This window comes from Kushneria pakistanensis (genome assembly GCF_014652795.1).
Lineage (GTDB): Bacteria > Pseudomonadota > Gammaproteobacteria > Pseudomonadales > Halomonadaceae > Kushneria > Kushneria pakistanensis.
In genome coordinates, this window is sequence record NZ_BMZM01000001.1 from 1,099,951 (window position 1) to 1,116,535 (window position 16,585).

General features: G+C 55.7%; 15 protein-coding genes. 4 read left to right on the forward strand and 11 right to left on the reverse strand.

The genetic code is table 11. From position 1 onward, the window contains the following. Positions 1-22: 22 nt before the first annotated feature. Positions 23-421 carry a DUF2628 domain-containing protein gene (locus tag IE123_RS05005; RefSeq protein ID WP_189515607.1) on the forward strand — a complete coding sequence of 133 codons (399 nt, stop codon included), beginning with the start codon at positions 23-25 and terminating at the stop codon, positions 419-421. Here IE123_RS05005 and yidD read toward each other — a convergent pair. Genes yidD through IE123_RS05025 form a run of 4 tightly spaced genes read right to left on the reverse strand, consistent with a single transcriptional unit; the run spans position 412 to position 3,053 of the window. After that, positions 412-759, reverse strand: coding sequence for a membrane protein insertion efficiency factor YidD (gene yidD / locus IE123_RS05010; protein WP_189515610.1), 348 nt, complete (start codon positions 757-759; stop codon positions 412-414). The genes IE123_RS05005 and yidD overlap by 10 nt on opposite strands. Then, entirely contained in the window at positions 746-1,195 is a 450-nt protein-coding gene (gene hisI, locus IE123_RS05015; protein WP_189515612.1) for a phosphoribosyl-AMP cyclohydrolase, read from the reverse strand. Before hisI ends, yidD begins: the two co-directional genes overlap by 14 nt. A 20-nt stretch (positions 1,196-1,215) precedes the next feature. Further along, positions 1,216-2,550: a dihydroorotase gene (locus IE123_RS05020; protein ID WP_189515614.1), complete on the reverse strand. Its 1,335-nt coding sequence runs from the start codon at positions 2,548-2,550 to the stop codon at positions 1,216-1,218. Positions 2,551-2,609: 59 nt separating this feature from the next. Next, on the reverse strand, positions 2,610-3,053 hold the full coding sequence (locus tag IE123_RS05025) for a Fur family transcriptional regulator (RefSeq protein ID WP_189515616.1): 444 nt from the start codon (positions 3,051-3,053) through the stop codon (positions 2,610-2,612). Positions 3,054-3,326: 273 nt separating this feature from the next. Between IE123_RS05025 and IE123_RS05030 the strand changes: the two genes are divergently transcribed. Beyond that, positions 3,327-3,809 carry a DUF1161 domain-containing protein gene (locus IE123_RS05030; RefSeq protein ID WP_189515618.1) on the forward strand — a complete coding sequence of 161 codons (483 nt, stop codon included), beginning with the start codon at positions 3,327-3,329 and terminating at the stop codon, positions 3,807-3,809. Between the two features lie 88 nt (positions 3,810-3,897). Here the strand turns inward: IE123_RS05030 and IE123_RS05035 are convergent, their stop codons facing one another. The 4 genes from IE123_RS05035 to gorA form a co-directional block, all read right to left on the reverse strand. Then, positions 3,898-4,293, reverse strand: a complete 396-nt coding sequence (locus IE123_RS05035; protein ID WP_189515620.1) for an ectoine synthase — start codon at positions 4,291-4,293, stop codon at positions 3,898-3,900. An 82-nt stretch (positions 4,294-4,375) separates the two neighbouring features. Next, entirely contained in the window at positions 4,376-5,647 is a 1,272-nt protein-coding gene (gene ectB, locus IE123_RS05040; RefSeq protein WP_189515622.1) for a diaminobutyrate--2-oxoglutarate transaminase, read from the reverse strand. Between the two features lie 55 nt (positions 5,648-5,702). Next, complete coding sequence (gene ectA, locus IE123_RS05045; RefSeq protein WP_373295794.1) at positions 5,703-6,215, reverse strand: diaminobutyrate acetyltransferase; 513 nt, start codon at positions 6,213-6,215, stop codon at positions 5,703-5,705. A gap of 288 nt (positions 6,216-6,503) precedes the next feature. Beyond that, on the reverse strand, positions 6,504-7,865 hold the full coding sequence (gene gorA, locus IE123_RS05050) for a glutathione-disulfide reductase (RefSeq protein ID WP_189515626.1): 1,362 nt from the start codon (positions 7,863-7,865) through the stop codon (positions 6,504-6,506). Positions 7,866-8,027: 162 nt separating this feature from the next. Between gorA and can the strand changes: the two genes are divergently transcribed. Beyond that, on the forward strand, positions 8,028-8,672 hold the full coding sequence (gene can, locus IE123_RS05055) for a carbonate dehydratase (protein ID WP_189515628.1): 645 nt from the start codon (positions 8,028-8,030) through the stop codon (positions 8,670-8,672). A gap of 124 nt (positions 8,673-8,796) precedes the next feature. After that, on the forward strand, positions 8,797-9,834 hold the full coding sequence (locus IE123_RS05060) for a hydrolase (protein ID WP_189515629.1): 1,038 nt from the start codon (positions 8,797-8,799) through the stop codon (positions 9,832-9,834). A 29-nt stretch (positions 9,835-9,863) separates the two neighbouring features. Here the strand turns inward: IE123_RS05060 and msrA are convergent, their stop codons facing one another. The 3 genes from msrA to tamA all read right to left on the reverse strand — a co-directional run bounded on the left by msrA (position 9,864) and on the right by tamA (position 16,580). Next, complete coding sequence (gene msrA, locus IE123_RS05065) at positions 9,864-10,472, reverse strand: peptide-methionine (S)-S-oxide reductase MsrA (protein WP_229819623.1); 609 nt, start codon at positions 10,470-10,472, stop codon at positions 9,864-9,866. A gap of 133 nt (positions 10,473-10,605) precedes the next feature. After that, positions 10,606-14,736, reverse strand: coding sequence for an autotransporter assembly complex protein TamB (gene tamB / locus IE123_RS05070; protein WP_189515631.1), 4,131 nt, complete (start codon positions 14,734-14,736; stop codon positions 10,606-10,608). Then, positions 14,700-16,580 (reverse strand): autotransporter assembly complex protein TamA, encoded by a 1,881-nt coding sequence (tamA, locus tag IE123_RS05075; RefSeq protein ID WP_229819603.1) that lies wholly within the window; start codon positions 16,578-16,580, stop codon positions 14,700-14,702. Before tamA ends, tamB begins: the two co-directional genes overlap by 37 nt. Positions 16,581-16,585: the final 5 nt, after the last annotated feature.

The window sequence follows — 16,585 nt, forward strand, 5'->3', positions numbered from 1 at the left end:
CCTTAACAGATGATAAGCATGTATGAAACGCTTTGATGTTTACCAGCATTCCAGTGGCCGCCTTGATGCCGTCAAGCAGGGATGGAGCTGGCCGGCCTTCTTTTTTGGCGCGCTATGGGCACTGTACTGTCGTTTATGGAAGATTGCCGCGTTGACGCTTTTGGGTGTTTTTGTGGTGTCGATGGCAGGTACTTTTGATGAGAGCGGCATGCTTGACTTGATGGTCAATATTGCCTGCCTGGGCCTTTATATTGCCTTTGGCATCAATGGTAACCACTGGAAGCGTCGCCACCTGACCTCTACCGGGTTTCACTTCAAGGAGACGGTGGCCGCCAGAGGTGTCAAACAGGCCATTGCAGAACATCTCGAAAGGCAGCAACCCCTGCCCACTGACGCCAGCAGCCATACCTTTCAGGCCTGATCATTGTGTTTTCGGTCCGGCACGTGATCGGCATTTTTTTCCTCAGCGCCCTCGCAATGCCTGCATGAGATATCTGCCGGCGGCACCGGATCGACCCCGCCCGCACAGAAGGGATGACAACGCAGGAGTCGCTTGAGCGCAAGCCACCCACCGCGAAGGGCGCCATGCAGTTGAATGGCCTCGATCGCATACTGGGAGCAGGTGGGCCAAAAGCGACAGCGTGGGCCAATCAGGGGGCTAATGACATATTGATAGCAGCGCACCAGCCCAACCAGCACCTTGCGAAGCATCTTTTGCAGCCCCCTTGTCAGCTGACGCAGTGCATCAGCTGTTGCCATACAGTGCCTCGGCCGACATCAGCGGCGCTGTAGCCACGTGCGCGCTCTTTTCATTGAGCGCCAGATAAAAGCAGGTGCGTCGCCCGGTATGGCAGGCAGGTCCGGTCTGATCCACCTTGAGCAGCAGCGTATCGCCATCACAGTCCAGCCAGGCCTGATGCAGCATCTGCACCTGTCCCGAGGATTCGCCCTTGCGCCACGGCTTTTGCCGGGAACGTGACCAGTAACAGACGCGCCCGGTCTGTAACGTTTCTTCAAGTGTCTGACGCGTCATCCAGGCCATCATCAGTACTTCGCCTGTATCAAACTGCTGGGCAATGGCCGGTATCAGACCATCATCATTCCAGCCGGCGGACTCCAGAAGTGACTCAAGATTCGTCTCATGCCCGGGTGTAGCCTGCTCGAGCGCCTTGTAGGTAGGAGATGCTGCACTCATGTCCTTATATCCTCCACGGATTATCGACGACGATAGGTCACGCGTTCGCCGGCCGGAGTACTGGCGAGATTCTCGCCATCCCAGGCGATAACGCCATTGACAATAGTGGTATCGATGCTGCCCTGCAGCGCCGTACCTTCAAAAGGGCTCCAGCCGCACTTGTAAAACAGGGCATCGCGCGTCACGGTAAAGCGCTTTTCCAGATCCACCAGCACGAGATCTGCCATGTAGCCTTCGCGGATAAAACCACGATCTTCCAGCTCAAAGCGCCGCGCCACGTTATGGCTGGTTTTCTCGACAATGGTGGTCAGCTCGAAGTGACCGGCGTTGACCTGATCCAGCAGGGAGGAGAGGGCATGCTGCACCAGCGGCATGCCAGAGGGCGCGTTGAAGTAGCTGTTGTGCTTTTCTTCCAGCGTATGCGGCGCATGGTCGGTGGCAATGACATCGATACGCCCGTCGTTGATGGCGTCACGAATGGCCTGACGATCCGCGGCAGTCTTGATGGCAGGGTTACACTTGATCCATGACCCCAGACGCTCATAGTCCTCATCACAAAACCACAGGTGATGCACGCAGGCCTCGGCCGTAATCAGCTTGCCGTCTACGGGGCCGGGCTCAAACAGGGACATTTCATCGGCAGTGGTCAGATGCAGTACATGTAGACGCGTGCCGTGCTTGCGCGCCAGATCAATCGCCATGCTGGAGCTTTTGTAGCAGGCCTCGCGCGAGCGAATTTCGCCGTGCAGTGAAAAGGGCACCTGATCCCCAAAGCGCTCGCGTGCCTGGCGTTCACTTTCCTGAATCATGGGGGTGTCTTCGCAGTGTGTGATCACCGGAATCTTCGCGTTGGCGAAAATATCCTCAAGCGTCTGCTGAGCATCCACCAGCATGTTGCCAGTTGAAGCGCCCATGAAAATCTTGATGCCGCAGGTCGCTGCAGGATCAAGCGCCTTGATGGCTTCCAGGTTGTCGTTGCTCGCGCCATGGTAAAAGGCGTAATTGGCATGCGAGCGGCCACGCGCCAGCGCATATTTGTCTTCAAGTGCCTGGCTATCCAGCGTGGGCGGCTTTACGTTGGGCATTTCCATGTAGGTCGTAATACCGCCGGCGACCGCGGCAGCTGATTCCGTGGCCATGTCCGCCTTGTGTGTCAGGCCCGGCTCACGAAAATGCACCTGATCATCAATCATGCCGGGAAGCAGATAACGTCCTCGTGCATCAATGATCCTTTTGGCGTCACGTGACAGGGAAGGGGCAATGGCATCAATGCGTCCATCAACAATGCCGACATCCAGTTCACGAATGGTGCCTTCGTTGACGACGCGGGCATTGACGATCAGCAGATCGAACATGGCAAAAGACCTGTGTTATTGGAAAAAACGTATTATCCGGAAAAAGACATCATTCCTGATCAGCGTGACTGCTGACATTTCTGACAAACGCCGGAAAGCTCAATGGTCTGACGCTCGATGACAAATCCATGGCTGGCAGCCGTCTGCTCCAGGCGATGCATGGTGTCATGGTCGTGCATCTCTTCGACAAGACCGCAGTGCCGGCAGATCATGAGCTGAAAGCCACGGGCATGGTCGGGACATGGACAGGCCACATAGGCGTTGAGCGACTCGATGCGATGTACCAGTCCCTGTTCGAGAAGAAAGTCCAGCGCGCGATACACCGTGGGCGGCCGCGCTGACGCATGCTCGCTGGATAACAGATCCAGAAGTTCATAGGCCTTGAGGCCACTGGAGTGAGCGCTGATGATTTCAAAGACGCGCCGACGAATGGGCGTGAATCGCGCATCGTTATCGTGACAGCGTACTTCGGCCATGCGCAGCAGGCTGGATACATCAGGCATTGAATGTTCTCATCGTTGAAACGCAGGACAGCATGGGAAATATGTACTTATGGTAACGTCATCAGGCAGGGCTCGCATCTTGCGGGGCAGCACAAATTGTCATTCAGGGCTTGATGGCAACACCCAGCTCATAATGTCCGCATATTGGATTTAACATAATATATATTATGCGAAGTTTGTATGCACGATCAGTGCATCCTTATATGGCCGGCACCATAATGGTTTATATTCATCTCATCGAATAATGATGTGTCGTTTTCAGGAGATTGTTCCATGACGTATTCACGCACGTTCCCAAAAGGCTCGACACTTGCACTGGCATTGACTGCCATGTGTTTGCCCACACTTGCGTTTGGCGCCTGTCAGGATGTACGCGACCGAATCGCCCAGAACATCGAATCCAATGGCGTTGAGCACATGGGCTATTCACTTGAAGTGATTCCAACGGCTGACGCTGATCAGGCCGAAGGCCAGATCGTGGGTCACTGCGAAAACAATCAGTACCAGATTGTTTACAAGCGCCACTATCGCACCAGCAGCGCAGAAACCATGGAGGATGTGTCTGCTGACGAAGATGAGATTGATGGTGCCTCATCAAAGGCATCAGACAATGCCTCATCCGAAACACCCGAACCCGCCTCGAGCCAGATGGATGATGCCGAAACCTCAACGCCGGATCAGACCGACGATATGTCTACATCGAACAGCCGTCGGGTTGAAACCTCCGATATGCCGGTTAATAGCGACGCCTCCTGACCCTGGCCGTTATAAACCCATTTTTTAACTGGTCATCATAAAAAGCCTGCTCACATGAGCAGGCTTTTTGACGCGACCCATACGTTGCTCAGTCATCTGCCGGCGCGTAGGAACCGTCTTCGCGATGTACTTCGCGGCCGGTCAATGGCGGATTGAAAACGCAGGCCACTGTCATGCCCTTTTCCTTGCCGCGCAGCCAGTGCTCATCATGCTGATCCAGCAGATACATGTCACCGGCCTTGATGGTGTACTTCTTGCCATCCGCGATGGTTTCCACCTCGCCTTCGCCTTCATAACAGAAAACGGCTTCAATGTGGTTCTTGTAGTGGATATGGGTTTCGGTGCCCGGACGAATACGGGTGATATTGAAAGAGAAGCCACATTTATCCTCGGCCAGCATCAAACGCGTGCTGTCCCAGTTGCCGTTTTCGGCTTCAACAAAGCGTTCGGTCTTGCGGCATTCTTCGAGGTTACGAACGATCATCAGTCTGGTCGCCTTTTCTGGTCACAATAAACATCGAGCATCACTATCAGTGACGAGCATAGGGCGCGTGCCCTGTTTGGTTTTATCCATGCTTTTCGATAATGCTGCGAACACTTTCTTCGAGGATATCAAGGCCCTGCTTCAGCTCATCATCCGTAATGGTCAACGGACAGAGGCACTTGATCACCTCACCTGCCTGGCCGCTGGTTTCAATAATGAGACCACGCTCGAAAGCGCCATGGGTAATCTCATCGGCCAGCTCCCCGCTGCCCACATCGATACCGCGCATCATGCCGCGGCCACGCTCCTTCGCCGGATGGCCAGCATCGCTGAGAAGCCCTGCCAGCGCCTGAAAGCGTTTACTAATGAGCTTGCCCTTGCGCTGGACGTCCTTTTCAAAGCTGTCGTCCGTCCAGTAATGACGCAGCGCTTCAGCCGCCGTCACCATGGCCAGCGTGTGGCCTCGGAAGGTGCCGTTGTATTGCCCGGGCGTCCACTTGTCGAGGTCGCGGTGCATCATTAACATGGCAAACGGTAGCCCATATCCGGAAAGCGACTTGGAGTTGGTCACCATATCGGGCTTGATATCGGCATGCTCAAAGCTGAAAAACTTGCCGGTACGACCGCAGCCGGCCTGTATGTCATCCACGATCAGCAGAATATCGCGCTGTTTGCAGATATCTGCCAGGCGCCGGGTCCATTCGATGGAGGCTGCATTGATACCGCCCTCACCCTGCACCAGTTCCACAATGACGGCTGCCGGGCGATCAAGACCGCTGGATCCATCATCCAGTGCCTTTTCAACATAATCGAGTGTATCCACGCCCTCGCCCATATAACCATCATAAGGCATGAACTGGGCACCAATGGCTGGTACACCCAGCGCATCACGGAATTTGGCGTTTCCGGTAGTGGCCAGCGCGCCCATGGTGACGCCATGGAAACCGTTGGTGAAGGTCAGGATGTTGTGGCGCCCTGTAATACGACGAGCCAGGCGAATGGCTGCTTCAACGGCATTGGTGCCGGTGGGTCCGGGCAGCTGAATCTTGTAATCCAGACCGCGGGGCTTGAGGATCAGTTCTTCCAGGGTCTGATAGAAATCCTGCTTGCCGTGCGTCCAGAAATCGAGCCCGTGAACGATGCCGTCACGCTCGATATAGTCCATTAGCGACTTTTTCAATACCGGGTTGTTGTGCCCGTAATTAAGCGTGCCGGCGCCGGCAAGGAAATCGATGTACTGCGTGCCTTCAGTGGTCCAGAGATGGGCACCGTTGGCACGATCAAAAACGATAGGAAAAGAGCGGGAATAAGTGCGAACTTCGGATTCCATCCGTTCGAAATACTGTGTGTCCATTTACAACACTCCCCCGTATAGATAATGAATCGGTCAATGATGTCGGATGCTGGCCTCAGATCTGCTGCGGATCAAAGGGCCCTATCCGTACCAGATTTTCTGGATCGTGCTCTCCACCAAGCTGTTCTTCCGAAAAGTATTCGCGACTGTTAAGTGGCGCCTGCCAGCGCTGCGCGAGGCGTCTGAAAAGCCCCCAGGAGGCTTCATTATCCGGCGTAATGGTCGTTTCAAGATGACGTACCCCGGCCTGATGTTCACGCCGCAGGACAGTTTCAACCAGCTTGCGAGCAAGCCCTGTCCCTCTGGCCTTTTCACCCACTGCGACCTGCCATAAAAAGAAGGTGTCCGAGGCATTGGTCTTGATATAGCCCGAAACAAAACCCACGATTTCGCCATCGGCCAGCGTGGCCACGGCGCAGCGATCACGAAACTGCGTGGCAAGCAGCAGATAGGCGTAAGCGGAATTGACGTCCAGTGGCGGGCAGGCCTTGATAAGCTCGTAGATGCCCCAGCCATCATCCGTCCCGGGTGGGCGAATCAGGATAGGGGTCTCCCCTTCAATAATCATCTCGGCCAGTTCGGGATGGGAGATATCACTTGCAGCCGTCGTTGTTTGATTGGTTGGTATCATGGATATTTCGCAGTTGGCGAATTAGACGCGCATAATAACAATAACTTATAGAAGCATCAAATCTGTGAATTATGGATAATGGCGATTCTCATAATCTTCATTTATTAAATTTAAGGCAGCCTTTCCCTAGCACAATTTTAGAAATACCTGCATCGCTCTCATTTAATATAGACAAGAAAAAGCCGCCTGCAGGCGGCTTTCAATGTCATTGTTCTCTGCCATGCATTACGTTCTCGTGACATTGCGCAGAGTGACGAACTCTTCAGCGCTAGTGGGGTGCACACCAATCGTTGCATCAAAGTCGCGCTTGGTGAGCCTGGCACGTACCGCGATGGCCAGTCCCTGGATCAGCTCACCGGCCTCCTCGCCTACCATATGCGCACCTACCACGCGGTCGGTACTGTCATCGACGATCAGCTTCATCAGGCAGCGCTCATCGCTACCGGAGAGCGTATGACGCATGGGTCTGAAATCCGTGGTATAGACACGGATGCTGTCATGGCGTGCCCGGGCCTGCTCTTCAGTAAGGCCGACCGTTCCCATGTTGGGATGACAGAATACGGCGGTTGCTACGCTGTCATAATCGATAGGATCTGCACTGCCGCTACCGTAGTGAAGCTCTACCAGACGCATGGCCTCCTCGAGTGCTACGGGCGTCAGTTCCGGGCCTTCGATAATATCGCCCAGCGCCAGAATCGAGGGGACAGAGGTCTGGTAGCGGTCATCAATTTTCAGCTTGCCATCAAATTCCCGCTCGACATCAACGTTTTCAAGACCGAGGCCTTCAAAGCGCGGCCGACGACCAGTGGCGCCGAGAATGGCATCCACTTCCAGCGTTTCGCCATTGCTGAGCTCCACTGCATAGGCATCATCGCGCTTCTCGACACGAGCAATCGTGGACTCGAAATGCAGGTTGACGCCCTTTTTCAGCATTTCGTCACGAATGAAGTCGCGTAGTTCGTGGTCAAAACCACGCAGGAAAAGCGGGCCTCGATACGCCAGATGGGTTTCTGCCCCCAGGCCGTTGAAGATACTGGCAAACTCCACGGCGATATAGCCACCGCCCATCACCAGAAACCGTTTCGGGAACGAAGGCAGGTCGAAAATCTGATCAGAGGACAGGACATGCTCTCGCCCCTCAAATTCCGGCATCCAGGGCGTCCCCCCGGTCGCAATCAGAATCTTCTCGGCGCTGACCCGACGTCCGTTAATGGCGACCGTGTGCTCATCAACAATTTCAGCGCGCCCCTGAATCAGCTCAACGCCTGCGTTGGTCAGCAGCCTTTCATAAATGCCGTTAAGACGTGAGATTTCAGTCTTCTTGTTGTCTCGCAGCTTCGACCATTCAAAGCGGGGGGCGCTGTCAAAGTGCCAGCCAAACCCCTTGCTATCCTTGAAAGCATCATGAAAATGGGCCGCGTAAGAGTAAAGCTTCTTGGGGACACAACCCACGTTGACGCAAGTCCCCCCCAGGTATCGATCCTCGGCGATGGCGACTCTGACGCCCTTGCCGGCTGCGGTGCGAGCAGCCCTGACGCCACCTGATCCTGCACCGATAACAAAAAGATCGACATCATATTGCGACACGATTGTTGCTCCAGCTGAATAATATTTGAAACGAAGGCGCTTCCGTTGGAATCCTGCCCTGGGAATAATGGGTCATGATGCTATCACATGAGCGTGCGCCCTGGCCGTTCAGGCGTGTTTACCATTCTTTATGTTGTTCATTGAAAAGGCCGTAGAAAAACGATGTGTGATCACAAGAGTCATCAGGACATCTCACAGCTTCTCGAGCAGAATCGGCTCTGGGCCGATCAGATGGTAGAAAATGATCCTGACTTTTTCAGGCGCCTGTCAGATCAGCAAAATCCCGACTTTTTGTGGATTGGCTGTTCCGACAGCCGGGTCCCTGCCAACCAGATCATCAATCTCCCGCCGGGCGAAGTCTTTGTACATCGCAATGTTGCCAATGTGCTGCATCATAATGATCTAAACGCCCTTTCCGTCATCCAGTACGCGGTGGATGTGCTCAAGGTCAAACACATCATGATCGTGGGTCATTACGGCTGTGGTGGGGTCAGAGCGGCGGTCACCGGTGGTGACAACGGCATTGTTGACTACTGGCTCAATACCGTCCGCAATATTTACCATCAGCATCAGGAAAGCCTGGCGCACCTATCTCTGGACGAGCAGATAGATCGCATGTGCGAACTCAACGTCATGGCACAGGTATCCAACCTTTGTCAGACCAAGATTCTGCAACGCGCCTGGGATCGCCAGCAGGAAGTAACGGTACACGGCTGGTGCTACAGTCTTAAAAACGGTCTGGTCAAGGACCTGAATTGCACGGTGAAAACCTACGAAGAAGCCGAAGACTTCCGGTTGTCACGTTGAGCCCAAAATAGTGTCATGACATCTTTTTGGCAGACGTCACATCAATAAACACAACAATGCTTGACCTGTTGGCGGCTCTCGGTGATAACAGGATTTCACCGTTTGCAGGCACCAAAAAATCGCCATGTCAGGCATGATCTACAAGGCCGACTTTCGCCCTGCGCGAGGGTTGGCCAATCCCCATGTTCAGACCCTGCTGCCCCTGATCCTGCCTCGCAGCAAGGTGCGTCTTGAAACAGAGCTTTTGACGCTGCCCGATAACGATATCGTGGAGCTCAGCTGGGCACAGCCTTCACCAGAAGATGCCAAGGCGCCCATTATGGTGCTCTTTCATGGGCTGGAAGGCTCTATCAATTCTCCTTACGCCCGCATGCTCATGCGTACGGCTGCCAATATGGGCTGGCGTGCAGTTCTAATGCACTTTCGCGGCTGCGGGCGCGTGCCCAATCGATACCTTCGAAGCTATCATGCGGGCGAAACGGCAGATGCCTATTGGGTGCTCTCACAGCTGACCCGACGCTATCCCAATGCCCTGAAAGTGGCGGTAGGCGTATCGCTGGGCGCCAACGTGCTGCTCAAGCTGGCCGCCGAACAGGGCGGCGATGGGCTTGATCTGGCAGGCGCCATTGCCATAAGCCCTCCGCTCGATCTGGCCGCCTCGGCGGATGCCATCAATATCGGCTTTGCCCGCTGCTATCAGCGACATATCCTGAAATCCATGAAACGCAAGGTCATGCGCCGCATGGCAGATGGCAGTCTGACCAGAATCAAGCCCCAACAGCTCAAGGAGCTGGATACCTTCTGGGCCTTTGATAATGAAATCACGGCCCCATTACATGGTTTTGGTTCAGCCACGGATTACTATCAACGGGCGTCCTCGGGACTCATGCTTGATCGCATCGAACTCCCTACCCTGATATTGCATGCTGCCGATGATCCATTAATGCCCAAAAGCCTGCTGGATCGTCTACCGGTGCCGTCAAGAAGTGTACGTATTGAAATGGCCGAACATGGCGGGCATGTTGGATTTATCGAATTTCGTCAGGGGCTGCTGCGCCCATGGCTTGCCAGACGTGTAGCACAGCAGCTTGAAAGCTGGCGTGTTGTGCCCGGCAGGCAACAACACACCCGGCCACTGGGACGTAATCAGCCACTTGAATAACAACGACCTGAATACCTCATAAGCATAGATCAGATCGGACAGCTGACTCCGGTACCCTTGAGACCGCAATAACCCATCGGATTCTTGCTCAGATACTGCTGATGGTACTCTTCGGCGTAGTAGAAGGCCTCAAGCGAGGCGATCTGCGTGGTGATCTCACCCTTGCCAACCTGCTGTAGTGCCTGCCCGTACTCTTCAAGACTTTTGCGGGCGATATCACGCTGGTGTTCATTGCGCACCAGAATAATGGAGCGATATTCGTTACCAATATCGTTTCCCTGACGCATGCCCTGAGTTGGGTCATGCGCTTCCCAGAACACCTTGAGCAACTCTGCCAGACTGATCTCTGCCGGATTGAAGACTACACGTACGACTTCGGCATGGCCGGTCTTCCCGGTGCAGGTTTCATCATAGGTCGGGTTAGGCGTGTAACCGCCGGCATAACCAACGGCTGTGGTCCATACCCCCGGCAGCTCCCAGAAAAGACGCTCTGCTCCCCAGAAACACCCCAGCCCCAGGACGATTTCATCAAAGCCTTCAGGGACCGGCGACGCAATGTCACGATCATTGACATGATGGATGCCGCTGATCTGCATGGGTGTATCACGGCCTGCCAGCGCTTCCTCTGCACTGGGCATACGCATTCTGTCGTGTCCGAACATGGTGCCCCCATCAGGTATCGAAACAGGATAAACGTTAACAGGCTACAGGTTATCGGGGCTGACAGGGAGAAACACAAGCCCCCTCGCCCCGAAAACCCTTGATCCTGTATCAATAGGGCCTATCCGGTGTACGGCCCAGGCTGAAGGTATAAATCAAATCCACGGCCTGATTGGCACCTGATACGGCCTGGAGATACAGGTTCTGGATCAGTCGATAGCGCAGGGTCAGCTCGGCAATCGAGGAGAACAACCCAACCCCATAGCTGACCTGGAAGTCGTCAAAGAGATAACCGCTGACCACCACCTGGCTGTCATCGCCACTGCCAGAGGTATCCAGCGACAGATCATCGATGCCAAAGCTTTCACCCAGTTGACCAATGGCCTTACCGCTTCTGGACAGTGACAGCCCGATCAGGGCCGAAGTCAGCATGCCATCACTGTCACCATCGGCATCCGGAGCCCGCCCACGCAGCAGATAGGAAAGTGCGCGCGACTCATTCATGGCCGGCTCGGAGAAGACATCCAGCTCCGGCTGATCGGCCGGGCCGGTCACCCGCAGACCGGCAATGACGTTGTCAGCTGTACTGCTGGGGTTTCTAACGGCCTCAATACTCAGGTAGGGCTGACCAGGCGGGCCGCTGAACAGCACCTGGCCACGGCGAATGATCAGATCCTGGCCCAGTGCCTGGAAGCGACCATCTTCAAGCGATACATCTCCGAAAAGCTGGAGCTGGCTGGCGCTCTGGCGAACATTGAGCCGGCCCTGCACATTGGCATTCAAACCATAGGCAGCCAGCTGTACGTCATTGCCCACAATAATGTTAACGCCAACGTTGACCTCCATGCCGGCCGCCTCGAGGTCCTGAGTATTGGCCCACGCCAACTGACGATCGATCTCGCTGGTGGCCTCGGCAGTGGCCATTTTCTGCTGGCGGGCTTCATACTCTTCGCGAGTGACAATCACCTCATCAGAGGATGGCTTGACGGCTGACGCCGGAATCTGACCGATCTCAAGACGCGCCCAGGGAATGCGAACATCACCGTTGATATCCAGACGCTGCGGATTGGCAGCTACTCGAATATCGGGAGCAACACGCAGACGACCAAATTCCGGCATACGGATCTCAAGCGGTGAGTTGCCGCCGTTAAGCGCCATGTTGGCCTGCCAATTTTCAGTGGTTGGCCAGTTGGCATTGCCATTGAGGTTCCAGCGGGCATTGCCGACCTGCAAATAGCCATCGAGCGTGCCGCGATCGCCCTGGAAGACCATCGCCATCCGAGCATCATCCAGACCAACCGGCAGCTGGTTACCCTGGGCGCGAACGTCGCTGAGCACCATGTTGCCATTGAGGCGCGGCTCGATCAGGGTACCGGCAAGGGCAACATCGCCATTGAGCCGCCCCTGCAGCTCGTTCAGGGCAGCCACCAGTGGCGTATAGGGTGACAGCGTGACACCATCGACCTCCAGCCTGCCGGCCAGCGTTCGGCTACCCAGCGGATCACCGACATCAGCATTCAGACGAATGCTGCCGGCATCACGCAGATTCATATTCAGCCTGGCCTGCGCCCGCTCAGGCGTCGCTTCGGCATTCACGCGAACCCCCAGATGCGGCAACGAGAAAGGCTGGCCCTGCGCATTTTGACCGCGGACATCAACCTGACTCTGCAAGTCGGTATCAACGTTCCATCGGCTGCCCGCCTGTGACCACTGCGCGTTGATATCGCCTTCAAGTCCACCGGCGATCCGCCATTGCGGCGGCAGATAATCATTGGCCAGCGCCAGATCGATATCGGACAAACGCAGCGCCGCACGACCACTGTCGGCACTGGCCTGTAGCGTATCCACCGAACACAGCCGACCGCCCTGCCGTCTGGACAGACAAAACGGCGAGGCGGTCACGCTGGATTGATCCAGCAGCGCCGTAAACTTCAAGGGCCCATCAAGCGCAATATCTCCGCCTTCAGGCGCGCTGACTTCCAGAGGGGAGATCGTTCCGGCGTAGCGCTGTCCCGGCTGATCAAGGCTGCCATCAAGCGCCATGCGGACCCGGCTGACGGGCAGCCCGTCACCACCCTGTACATCCAGGGTCAGTCGATGCTGCTTCAGGGTGCCATTGAGCGCCGTGGTCACCTGACGAATCTGCTGATCGGCTGCACTGATATCGCTGGCATTGAGATCGACATTGAAACTTGGATTATCGAGCCTCTGAGCTCTGGCCGTCAGGCGAAGCGCCCCAATGCGATTATCCTGATAGCGAAGCCCCTGCCCGCGCAGGTCGATGTTGCCATCCGGATTATTCAGTGTCCCTCTCAGCCTGATTTGACCGTTGGCACTACCTCCCAGCTCCGGCAGGATCGTCCCCAGCGCCGGCGCCGCAATATCGGCATTCAATGACAGTCGATCACCGATATCGCCTTTGGCTGACAATCGGTTGTTGCCCTGGCGTAGATCCAGCTGATCGATGTGCCACTGCATGTCGCTATTACCGTTCAGACGCCCTTTCATGGAAAGGGCACGCTCCTGTAACGTGCCATCAATGGCAAGCTCAGGGACCTCAACGCGCCAATCGTCACCCTGCTGCTGGAAGCTGGCGCGCAATTTCCCGTTGAGGCGACCGGTGACCGCGTCGGTAAAGTTCTCCAGACGCAGATTATTGAAATCAAGCGATGACGCCACATCCAGAGACGGTGACCATGTCGCCGTTCCCCGGGCTTCCACCTTGCCCTCACCGGTAGTGACGGTGAGTGGCGCCCAGCTGAAATGGGCAATATCGCCATCACCTTTCAGGCGAATATCCAGTGGCGAGATACCCGGGCCTTCCACATGTCCGGCCATGGCCAGCTGATAGCCTTCAAGCGAACCCTGTGCATCAAAATCGAGATCACTGGCACGCCAGGGTAGCACGCCGGGCTCGTCATCAAGCGGCCAGCGCACCTGCGGACTGGACAAATGCAGCCTGAACGGTAGATCGGGTGCCAGCAGGTCGGCGTAAGCACTCAGGGCTGCCTCGATGGGACCGCTGGCGTTGACGGAAAGATTCAGATCAGAGAGTGCACCGTGTGCGTCAACTTCAACATGCTCTCCCCGAACCGGCGCCTGCAGGGCATCGGCCACCATCGACAGTGTCAGCGGGTAATCATCCCTGAGCGAGGCCTGAGCGCTCATGGACAGACGTGCGATGGAGGAATCAAGCATCAGTTGGCTCAGATCAATGCTTGATTCTCTGGTCTGGACGGCCAGCGCCAACTGATTGACGACCACCGGCGTTTCCCCATCAAGTCTTAGCCGGTTGATGGCAACATCGTTGGCATCGATATCCAAGGGCAACGTGATCTCAGGCATGACAATGCGCCCCTGATCATCCGTTTCACCAATAATCTCGATCAGCGGATTGGCCAGCTGCCTCTGGCCGAGCTCGGCCAGTGTTTCCAGCACGGTGGGCGGTTCGGGATTGGCAATCTTGATGGCACCGTCGATGGCGTTGGTGGAAAGCGCAAAGGCAGCATCATCGGTCAGCAATGCCGCTGGTACGGCGGCTGCAACCGACTCGGCGGCGGCAATGGCCTGTGCGGTAATCATGTCAGGGCGTACCACACGCTGGGCGGTACGCACGTCTACGCTGGCATCGAGGAGATCCGGCTGATCCAGCCCCGGCGAAGACGCAAGGAGTACACGAGTATCTTCCAGCCGCGTTTCACCCAGAGTGAGATGACTACCTTCAAAAACAGCGCTGCTGTGAAAGTGGCCCAGTTCAACCCGGGTACCGTCAGCCAGACGTAGATGAATATCGTCCAGGCGCAGGTCACGCAGTTCTATAGGCAATGGCGTGCTGATACGGTTCATCGAAGAGTCGTCATCCGATGTATCAGGCGCTGACTTGTCGCCACCACGCAATACAACATCAACGCCACTGACCTGCAGCTGATCCATGCAAAGCCGACCGCGCAGCAGGCAATCACTGCTCCAGTGCAACGCAAATTGATCAACATCCAGCCGAAGCGCCGGTAGATCCAGGTGCAGTCCCTGGAGCGTGAAATCATCCAGCAGTGCGCCTTCAGCGCGCTCATAGCTAATAAAGCCGCGTGACTGCGCCTGCTCCAGCAGTTTGGCGGTGCCCCATGGCGAAAGGACAACGCCTGCCACAATCAGGACAAGTGCGATAAGCGTCACCACTGTCCAGAGGATAGCGCGAGGCAGCAACATCAAAATTCGGGGCCGATGCCGAAGTGCAGACGCCAAGAGTCCTCCTCACTATCAAAGGGATGGGCGATATCCAGACGAACCGGCCCAACGGGTGAAATCCATCGCACGCCTACGCCTGCGCTGGTCTTGAGCTCGTCAGGCCACCATTCGTTAAAAGCGTTACCGGTATCCACGAAGGTAGCGCCCCACCAGTTATTGGCGACCTGACGCTGATATTCCAGAGAACCGACCAGCAGGTGCTTACCCCCCTGGAGCTTGCCATTGCTGTTTTCGGGGGCGATGGTTTCGTACTCATAGCCACGTACGCTGCTGTCACCACCGGTGAAAAAACGCAGCGAAGGCGGTACCTGACTGAAGTTATCCGTGCTTGTCGCTCCTACCGTGGCACGCCCTACAAAGCGATTGTTGGCTCCCAGACTTCTGACCCACTGGCTGTTGAGTCGGGTACGCAGGAAGTTGGCGTCCGAACCCCATACATCGCTTGAGCCTTCAATCAGAATGTCCTGTCGGTCTCCCCACATGGGAAAACGAGTGTTATCGGTGCGCGTACGGGTCCAGCTCATGCCCGGGATGAAGAGCACGACCTTATCTTCTTCATCCCCCTGGGTGAAATCTTCGTAGGTGGTACGCAGGTAGGCATTTTGTATCCAGTCATTCTCGAAACGCCATTCCCGGCCAAAGGACACCGAACTTTCAAAGCTGCGGGTATCGCTTTCACTGCGATCGGTATTCTTGAAGCCATAGCGCATGTAGTAATTATCACGCGCCGGGTTATCAAGCGGTACGTTGTATTCCCCTACCAGCGTTTGTTCAGGACCGGAAAGCGTCAGATCATTATTGAGGCTATGCCCCTGATCGTTGAGCCAGGGCATGTTCCAGCCAAAGTTGACTCTGGGACCAACGTCCGTGGAGTAACCAATACCGGTTTCAAACTTGTGGCGATCTTCCGGTGTAACACTGACATCAATGGGTACGGTCGCGCGCTGGGGCCTTTCCTGCGCAGCGAGATCGTCCTGGAAGTTTCTCACCCTGCTATCAGGGTCTTCACCTTCAACGCGCGCATCAGGCGAGGAAGCCACCCCTGGTGAAGGATTTTGACGAGAGCGTTCATCAAGTCGAGGACGAACGCTGATACTTCTAAACCAGCCTGCATCTCCAAGGCGCTGGCTATAGAGCGCAACGTCCGTGGCCAGATAGCGATCATCAGGATCAAAAGGGGCCATCTTTCGCAAGCGTTCCTCACGAATCTGGCTGCCGGTCACAAATACATCGCCGAAACGGTAGCGTTCTCCACTTTCGAATACCAGTGAGATATACGCAGCGTGCTCCCAGGGGTGAACTTCGATGCGGCTTTGGCGATAGCGAGCGTCGAAATAGCCGCGCTCCAGCGCCAACGCTGTCAAACGGGCCTTGAGCGTATCATAAGGGGTATGAAGCAGACGCTTGCCTTCCATTTCTTCCAGCGGGCTAGCCTTGAGCGCCTGCTGGAAGGGCTCATCACTGTCTGCCTCGCCTTCTATGCGTACCACTACCGAACGTACGCGAACGGGCTTGCCACGATCCACATCGATCACGACCTGTTCACGATTGCGAAAACTGACCGAGATCTCGGGCTCATAGTAGCCATAGGGCTTTAGTGCATCCTTTACCCTTTGTGTGACTTCGGCGCCGTAGCTCTGTGTTTCGCTGTTTTCAGGAATATCCAGCGTTTGAAGGTAGTTGCGAATATTGGTGGCCAGCTCACCGCGCACGCCGTTCACGTCAGCCTCAATGGCAAATACAGCAGATGCCTGACCGGTACCGATCATTAGCAGCGTCAGTAAAAGCAACCTTCGAACGGACTTGCTGGCAATCATGCGGTCAGGATCAAAAAATCGCATAACGT

Bases quoted from the DNA above. Each gene is read 5' to 3' on its own strand.
- IE123_RS05025 (WP_189515616.1), bottom strand. From the start codon at position 3,053: ATGCCTGATGTATCCAGCCTGCTGCGCATGGCCGAAGTACGCTGTCAC.
- ectB (WP_189515622.1), bottom strand. From the start codon at position 5,647: ATGGACACACAGTATTTCGAACGGATGGAATCCGAAGTTCGCACTTAT.
- yidD (WP_189515610.1), bottom strand. From the start codon at position 759: ATGGCAACAGCTGATGCACTGCGTCAGCTGACAAGGGGGCTGCAAAAG.
- tamA (WP_229819603.1), bottom strand. From the start codon at position 16,580: ATGCGATTTTTTGATCCTGACCGCATGATTGCCAGCAAGTCCGTTCGA.
- hisI (WP_189515612.1), bottom strand. From the start codon at position 1,195: ATGAGTGCAGCATCTCCTACCTACAAGGCGCTCGAGCAGGCTACACCC.
- IE123_RS05060 (WP_189515629.1), top strand. From the start codon at position 8,797: ATGTCAGGCATGATCTACAAGGCCGACTTTCGCCCTGCGCGAGGGTTG.
- can (WP_189515628.1), top strand. From the start codon at position 8,028: ATGTGTGATCACAAGAGTCATCAGGACATCTCACAGCTTCTCGAGCAG.
- msrA (WP_229819623.1), bottom strand. From the start codon at position 10,472: ATGCCCAGTGCAGAGGAAGCGCTGGCAGGCCGTGATACACCCATGCAG.
- IE123_RS05005 (WP_189515607.1), top strand. From the start codon at position 23: ATGAAACGCTTTGATGTTTACCAGCATTCCAGTGGCCGCCTTGATGCC.
- IE123_RS05020 (WP_189515614.1), bottom strand. From the start codon at position 2,550: ATGTTCGATCTGCTGATCGTCAATGCCCGCGTCGTCAACGAAGGCACC.
- ectA (WP_373295794.1), bottom strand. From the start codon at position 6,215: ATGATTATTGAAGGGGAGACCCCTATCCTGATTCGCCCACCCGGGACG.
- IE123_RS05030 (WP_189515618.1), top strand. From the start codon at position 3,327: ATGACGTATTCACGCACGTTCCCAAAAGGCTCGACACTTGCACTGGCA.
- IE123_RS05035 (WP_189515620.1), bottom strand. From the start codon at position 4,293: ATGATCGTTCGTAACCTCGAAGAATGCCGCAAGACCGAACGCTTTGTT.